This window comes from Paenibacillus sp. J31P316 (genome assembly GCF_056269105.1).
The window spans coordinates 245,915-252,278 of record NZ_JBWDNI010000007.1; the positions used below are offsets into that span (position 1 = coordinate 245,915).

Annotated in this window: 5 protein-coding genes and 1 rRNA gene; all 6 read right to left on the reverse strand. The window is 52.7% G+C overall.

Going from position 1 to position 6,364, the window contains the following annotated elements:
* Positions 1-46 precede the first annotated feature (46 nt).
* Positions 47-634, reverse strand: a complete 588-nt coding sequence (gene pdxT, locus AC0YNU_RS21430; RefSeq protein WP_475760400.1) for a pyridoxal 5'-phosphate synthase glutaminase subunit PdxT — start codon at positions 632-634, stop codon at positions 47-49.
* A 24-nt stretch (positions 635-658) separates the two neighbouring features.
* Complete coding sequence (gene pdxS, locus AC0YNU_RS21435; RefSeq protein ID WP_475760402.1) at positions 659-1,540, reverse strand: pyridoxal 5'-phosphate synthase lyase subunit PdxS; 882 nt, start codon at positions 1,538-1,540, stop codon at positions 659-661.
* A gap of 206 nt (positions 1,541-1,746) precedes the next feature.
* On the reverse strand, positions 1,747-3,036 hold the full coding sequence (locus tag AC0YNU_RS21440) for a D-alanyl-D-alanine carboxypeptidase family protein (protein ID WP_475760404.1): 1,290 nt from the start codon (positions 3,034-3,036) through the stop codon (positions 1,747-1,749).
* A gap of 181 nt (positions 3,037-3,217) precedes the next feature.
* The gene (guaB, locus tag AC0YNU_RS21445; RefSeq protein ID WP_475760406.1) at positions 3,218-4,675 is read right to left on the reverse strand and encodes an IMP dehydrogenase; all 1,458 of its coding nucleotides are present in this window, start codon (positions 4,673-4,675) and stop codon (positions 3,218-3,220) included.
* Positions 4,676-4,813: 138 nt separating this feature from the next.
* Entirely contained in the window at positions 4,814-5,788 is a 975-nt protein-coding gene (locus tag AC0YNU_RS21450) for a putative glycoside hydrolase (protein ID WP_475760408.1), read from the reverse strand.
* 465 nt (positions 5,789-6,253) lie between these two features.
* Positions 6,254-6,364: ribosomal RNA gene (gene rrf, locus AC0YNU_RS21455) — 5S ribosomal RNA — on the reverse strand; the annotation flags it as partial.

Below are 6,364 nucleotides of genomic sequence, written 5' to 3' on the forward strand. Positions count from 1 at the left end.
AACGGCCATTACGGCAAAAAGACTGCGCTCCCGCAGTCTCCAGCCGTTATTGTTCTTTTGCAGCAGCTGCTTCCTTCGCCATATCCAGGAAATACGCATGAAGACGATAATCGTCCGTCAGCTCCGGATGATACGATGAGGCCAGCAGATGCCCTTGCCGCGCAGTCACGATCTCGCCGTTGTAGGTCGAGAGCACATCGACGTTCGGCGATACTTCCATAATGAGCGGCGCACGGATGAATACCGCGCGTACCGGCTCTTCGATGCCTTTAATGGCCAGGTCCGTCTCGAAGCTCTCTCGTTGACGTCCGAACGCATTGCGTGCAACCTTCATATCCATAAGTTGCAGATGCGCATCCTCTTGACCATCGATTCGATCGGCAAGCACGATCAAACCGGCACATGTGCCGAAAATCGGTTTGCCCTGCTGCGAGAAATCGCGGATCGCATCGATAAAGCCATACTTGCGCATCAGCTTGCCGATCGTCGTGCTTTCGCCGCCGGGAATGATCAGGCCGTCCAGCTCCTGAAGCTCTTCGATACGCTTCACGGCAACGCCTTGTCCGCCGGCAGCTTCTATGCTGCGTATATGTTCCGCAACGGCGCCCTGCAGCGCCAATACGCCTATCTTCATCGCTTTACCGCCTTCTTTCCGTTCTTAGAAGCCGCGGTCCTGCATGCGCTCGTTAGGCGCCAGCTTCGAAATTTCAATGCCTTTCATCGGCGTACCCAGGTTTTTGGATACTTCCGCGATCAGCTTGTAATCCGTGTAGTGCGTCGTTGCTTCAACGATTGCGCGAGCGAAACGCTCTGGATATTCGGATTTGAAAATACCGGATCCAACGAACACGCCGTCAGCGCCCAGGTGCATCATCAAAGCGGCATCGGATGGCGTTGCTACGCCGCCGGCTGCAAAGTTAACGACAGGCAGCTTGCCTGTTTCGTGAACGTCCAGCAGGAGGTCGTAAGGTACGCCGAGGTTCTTCGCTTCATGGTACAGCTCGTCCTTCGAAAGGTTCTGTACTTTACGGATTTGGCCCGTGATCAGACGCATATGGCGAACAGCTTCAACGATGTTGCCTGTTCCCGGCTCGCCTTTCGTACGAAGCATTGCCGCGCCTTCTTGAATACGACGAAGCGCCTCGCCAAGATCTTTCGCGCCGCACACGAACGGAACCGTGAAATCGCGTTTCGAAATATGGAATACTTCATCGGCAGGCGTAAGTACTTCGCTCTCATCGATGTAGTCCGCACCCAGTGCTTCCAGTACGCGAGCTTCTACATAGTGACCGATACGTGCTTTCGCCATAACCGGAATCGACACGACTTTCATGACTTCTTCAAGAATCGTCGGATCAGCCATACGGGCTACGCCGCCGGCCGCACGAATATCGGAAGGTACACGCTCAAGTGCCATAACAGCCGTTGCGCCTGCCGCTTCGGCAATTTTTGCTTGCTCGGCATTCATAACGTCCATGATGACGCCGCCTTTTTGCATTTCAGCCATACCGCGTTTTACACGCGAAGTTCCTGTTTCCATATTCGTGAATCCTCCTAAAAGTCTCTGCATGCCTCTGTGCCTAAGCGTCTGCGAAAACAGGACGCTCGCTGCAGCACATGCTGAGTTTATATGCTGATCTCCGTTATCCGGACTAGCTCTAACCATTTATTTTACAGCATACTCGAACATTCGACAACATCCATTCTCGTTAGAAAATGGCTGCCTGCGTTCGGGCTCAATCCTGCCTAAAACAAATCCACAATGCCTTTGAACAGGCTGGAGATGAAACCGCCTAGACCGCGGAACATCAAACGCCACCAGCTGGCTTTCTTAACATCCTCGGACGTAACCAGATTGACGGTTTTATCCAGCGTCTTGCCGGTATCCGGATCCTTGTACGAATAGGTTGCCGTTCCGACGACCGTTCCACTCGCGATCGGAGCGACAAGTTCTCCGTCCGACTTCAGCTTCACGCTGCTTACCGTTACGTTAGGCGTTGTATTCTTCTTCACGAGGAGAGTGACGTCAGATGCTGTCACGATCGGCACCTGCTTAGACGTGCCCTTCTTAATCTTGACCGTCTTGTTCGATTCTACAACCGATTTTGGCGCAACGATCGTCTTTTTCTCGAAATTGTCGAAACCGTAGTCGAACAGCTTCGCCGTTTGCACGAAACGGGACGATTTGGATGCGGTATCCATGACGACGGAGATCAAGCGCAGGTCGCCTTGCTTTGCCGTGCCCGTGAAGCAGTAGCCTGCTGCGCCAATATAGCCGGTTTTCATGCCGTCAACGCCCGGATAAGCGTATTGTTTGAAATTCGGAATGCTCTTGTTCGTCTCCAGCATCCAGTTCAAGTTGACCATCGGCGTTTTGTCGCGCTCGCGGAACTTATAACTCGGGGTGCTCGAGAACTCGAGGAACTCCGGGTGCTTCTTGATCAGAATGCTGGCGAATCTGGCTAAGTCGCTCGCGGAGATAACGGTATCGTCCGCAAGACCCGTGGCACTCGTAAAATGCGCCGAATTGAGGCCGAGCGCCTTCGCCGTCTCGTTCATCTTCCCGACGAACCCTTGCTCCGTGCCGCCGATACGGTCGGCCAGCGCAATCGTAGCGTCGTTCGCCGATTGAACGGCCATCGCCATATACAAGTCTTTTACCGTATGCTGGTCGCCTTCGGCCAAATAAATTTGAGAGCCGTCCGGCGGAATCGATGCTGCTTCTTTCGTCGCCGTGACCATATCGGTCAGACTCAAACGTTTCGCAGAGATCTCTTCCAGCACCAAATATTCCGTCATCAGTTTGGTCATGCTCGCCGGCGGATAGGCTTTATCCGCATTCACGGCATAGAGTATTTGTCCCGTATCGGCATCTATAAGAATCGCTGAACGCGCCTCTACTCCGAGTGGGTTCGGCGTCACTTCTACCTTGTCTGCAAGTGCGGCATGGGAACCGAGATTCGTCGTAAGCATCATAGCAATGACAGTCGCGCAAATGGTAGGTACAAACCGTACCCGTCCCTTCTTCCGTTTCAACGTCTTCTCTCCTCTTCTATCAAAACATAGCGTTAAAATTACTCTAGTATTGTAACACAAAGAGCCAGCCACATAAAAGAAAGACAGGAAAACGGTGAAATCCACCATCTTCCTGTCAGGCTTCCTTTTACTGCTATAAAAGAGGTCCAGTTCTATTGATAGCGATCGCTAAACACGACCATTATAGCGAATAGTTTGGTGCTTCTTTCGTAATTTGGACATCATGCGGATGGCTTTCGCGCAGGCCCGCATTCGTGATCCGTACAAATTGCGTATCGTTCTTCAGTTCGTCGATGTTTTGCGCACCGCAATAGCCCATACCGGAACGCAGACCGCCGATTAGCTGGTGCACCGTATCCGCCAAAGGACCTTTGTAAGCAACGCGCCCTTCGATGCCTTCCGGAACGAGCTTGTTCTCGTTCTCCTGGAAGTAGCGGTCCTTGCTGCCTTCTTTCATGGCGCCGAGCGAGCCCATGCCGCGGTAAACCTTGAAGCGGCGGCCTTGGTAAATCTCGGACTCTCCAGGACTCTCTTCCGTACCGGCAAACAAGCTGCCGATCATAATCACGCTTGCGCCGGCTGCGATCGCCTTGGTTACGTCGCCGGAGTATTTGATGCCGCCGTCTGCGATGATCGGAATGTTATATTCCCGCGCAACGGATGCACAGTCGTAAATCGCCGTGATCTGAGGTACGCCGATCCCAGCAATGATACGCGTCGTACAAATCGAACCAGGACCCATACCGACTTTAATTACGGAAGCCCCTGCCTCGATCAGCTCGCGCGTGCCTTCGCCAGTAGCTACATTGCCTGCGACCAGCGTCAGTTCCGGATAGTTCCGGCGCAATAAGCGAACCATCTCGATGACGTTCTTCTGATGCCCGTGCGCCGTATCAATGACAAGCACGTCTACGCCTGCCTGAACGAGCGCTTCCGCACGCTCTGGCGTATCCTTCGCGATGCCTACGGCAGCACCGCACAACAGACGGCCTTGCGGGTCTTTGGCGGCATTCGGGAATTGGATCGCTTTCTCGATATCCTTAATGGTAATGAGGCCCTTCAGCGTGTTCGTTTCATCAACCAAAGGCAGCTTCTCGATTTTATGCTTCTGCAGCACGCCTTCCGCTTCTTGCAGCGTTGTGCCGACAGGAGCCGTGACGAGATTATCCTTCGTCATGACTTCGCTGATTTTCATGGAATAGTCATGAATGAAGCGAAGATCGCGGTTCGTGATAATACCGACCAGCTTCTGATCGCCGTCAACGACAGGAACGCCGGAGATCCGATATTTGCCCATCAATTCTTCCGCGTCGTATACATGATGATCAGCCGTTAACGAGAACGGGTTCGTGATAACGCCGCTTTCCGAACGCTTCACCCGGTCGACCTCTTCCGCCTGTTGAGCGATGGACATGTTTTTATGAATAATGCCGATACCGCCTTCGCGCGCCATGGCAATGGCCAGCTTGGCTTCGGTGACCGTATCCATGCCCGCGCTGATAAGCGGAATATTCAGCTTGACCGTCTTGCTAAGCGTGACCGAAACATCAACTTCCCTAGGCAGTACTTCCGACTTTCGCGGAACGAGCAGTACGTCATCGAAGGTTAGACCTTCTTTGGCGAATTTATTTTCCCACACGGATTGGTTCCTCCTCAAACGTTTGCGTGCCTGGTTCGAGCTTGAAAAAACGCTGTTTTGAACAGGAGCCGCGCATATTATTGAAATAGTAGCAGAGGGGTAGTAGGCTGTCAAGGATGTACCCGCCGGGGAATGATGTCAAAACGACGAACGATAATCGTATTTGCAATTGGAGCTCCATAGCAGAAATTCCCTTACGCCCAGTTCGCGCGCAGCCTTCACTTGCTTATTCACCTGCTCCGCTCCATACGTCTGATGAGGATGGACCCACTTGGCCGTAAAGCTTTGCAGCCACGGCCGGACCGCTGCCGTTGTCGTGCCGCTGTTTTGCATCACGGCGTTCCGATGCATCGCATCAGACATGGCATGATGGATTATGGCATAGGGACTTAGGTCCGGCTGTCGAACGCCATACATCCCCGTCGAATAATGGGAAGGGTACGTCATCGGGGAAATGACATCTACAGCACCGGATATCGAACGCCAGGACTGACCGATGCCCATATCGTTCGTCGAAGAAGTGACGAGTCCAAAGACATCCGCGGAAACCCGTGCACCTCTGGCATGAATCTGCTTACGCGAATCCCTCAGGAAAGCCGAGATGATTTGCGACTTGTTTTTCCCGTGTATATCGGAATACCGCACTTCTCGATCTACTTTGCCGCCGTTGTCGGGGAATCGAACATAATCGAACTGGATTTCATCGAATCCATTCGAGGCCGCCTCCGCCGCGATTGCCGTATTATACGTTCTCACCTGCTGCTGAAAAGGATCCAGCCACGCCTTCCCCTGAGCATCTCGCCATACGCCGCCGCTCCTCCGCTGCAGCGCCATGGACGGATGCTGCTTCGCATAGAGCGGATCCTTGAATGTCACGATTCTGCCGATCACATAGATGTTCTTGGCTTTAAGCTTGCGAATTAAACTGCCTATGTCTCTAATCGCAACATGACGGTCCGCTCCAACAGCTTTCACTGCTTTTAGTGAGGAGCGATACGTTAATTGTCCGTAATCGTTCTTCACGTCGATAACCATCGCGTTCAAGTCCGTCTTATCAACTAATTGAATGAGCCGATTAAGTCTGCGCTCGCTGCCTGCCACCCATCCGGACACATAAATGCCTCTTACCGGTTGTTTGCGGCTTGATAATGATCGTAGTGGTCCTGTTTGCTGAGATTGCACTTGAATTGCTGCCCGGGAACGGTTCTCATATTGCTCTTGATTCATTTCAGGTCCGCTAGTCATACGGAATTTGGTGATTTCAGTTGGTTGGCGATTCGTCTGTATGGGATGAATCCGCAGCGATTTTGTTGCGTTCGTCATCGGCTGCGAAGGTAAAGGCGGTAAACCCGGCTCATTTTTATGGGCTTGTCCGCTGCAGCTCGTCATCCCTAAGATGGCCGTCATGCACAACAGCATAACTTTTGCATACTTTAACATCCTCGTGATCAACTCCCATCGACCTACATTAACAGTAGTATGTTCACTCGATTGGTTAGAGTTGTGAAGGAGTTCTCTCCAGCATTGGATGAAATAAACAACAAAAAACCGACTGCAATTCTGCAGTCGGTTCATCGTGCTTGGCAACGTCCTACTCTCCCAGGACCCTGCGGTCCAAGTACCATCGGCGCTGGAGGGCTTAACGGTCGTGTTCGGGATGGGTACGCGTGGTTCCCCTCCGCCATCGCC